2 protein-coding genes are annotated in these 1093 nt (G+C 69.3%); one reads left to right on the top strand and one right to left on the bottom strand.

The genetic code is table 11. The annotated features are described in order from the left end of the window. Window positions 1–348, bottom strand: a 348-nt coding sequence (locus AOK17_RS52015) for an acyl-CoA dehydrogenase family protein (protein ID WP_245697038.1), incomplete at its 3' end; no start/stop codon positions are given. A gap of 225 nt (window positions 349–573) precedes the next feature. Between AOK17_RS52015 and AOK17_RS07395 the strand changes: the two genes are divergently transcribed. Next, window positions 574–1093: alpha-L-fucosidase (locus AOK17_RS07395; protein ID WP_206190701.1), on the top strand; the 520-nt coding region annotated here is incomplete at its 3' end.

The following is a 1093-nucleotide window of genomic DNA, read 5'->3' as shown; positions in this document are numbered from 1 at the left end:
CTCGCCGTCGTCGCCGAAGATCTCGTCCTGCGCCCGCTCCTCGAACTGCGCCGCGACCTGGAGCACATGGGCGGCGGTCAGGGAGAGCGCCCAGCCCGTGGAGGGGCAGCCGCGGGCGATCTCGGTGACCACGCGGTAGAAGGCCGGCAGGCCGAACTCGTAGCCGCCGTAGCGGCGCGGCTGCAGGATCCGGTAGAAGCCTGCCCGCAGAAAGTCGTCGTGCGTGTCCTTCGGATAGCGGGTCAACCGCTCGGTCTCCGGCTGGCGTTCGAGCAGCGCGGGCCGCAGGGCGACGGCTCGGTCGATCAGTTCGCGTTCGGTCAGTCCGGGTTCGGGAGCGGCGATCACGGTGCCTCCTGACGTGTGGGGCCGTCCGTACGTGACGCGATACCCGTGATTGAACACGCCACGGGCACCTGCTGTACCCATCGGATAGCGCCAAGTAGTCGCGTACGGGAGTGATCCGATGGCGGGTAGAGGGATCTCACGGCTTCCCGGCACCAGGGTGAAAACGGACCAGTAGTGGTGACCGTCGCCCACGCGTCGAGCGGGGCGCGCGCCTAGCGTGGAGCCATGCCGATGCAACCCTGGTTTCCCGATGCCAAGCTGGGCATCTTCATCCACTACGGCATCTACGCCGTGGGCGGCGCCGCCGAGTCCTGGTCGTTCTACACGGGCGAGATGACGCACGAGCAGTACATGAAACAGCTCGACGGCTTCACCGCGTCGCACTACGACCCCGACGCCTGGGCGGAGTTGTTCGCCAGGGTGGGCGCGCGGTACGCGGTGCTCACCGCCCGGCACCACGACGGTGTCGCCCTCTGGGACACCGACCACCGCAACCTCGACGTGGTGCGGGACACCCCGGCGGGCCGCGACCTGGTCACCGGTTTCGTCGACGCGCTGCGCGCCCGGGACCTCAAGGTCGGCCTCTACTACTCGCACTCCGACTGGAATCACCCGGACTACGCGAGCGAGCGGCACCCCGGGCCGGTCATCGTCCCGCCCAACGAGTACTCGCACGCCGATCCCGGCAAGGAGGACCCGGCGGCCTGGGCCCACTATCTCGCGTACCGCGACGGCCAGGTCGGCG

Source organism: Streptomyces phaeochromogenes (genome assembly GCF_001418655.1).
Lineage (GTDB): Bacteria > Actinomycetota > Actinomycetes > Streptomycetales > Streptomycetaceae > Streptomyces > Streptomyces phaeochromogenes.
Note: the sequence above shows the minus strand (reverse complement) of the source record. Positions and strands in the feature narration are given on the sequence as shown.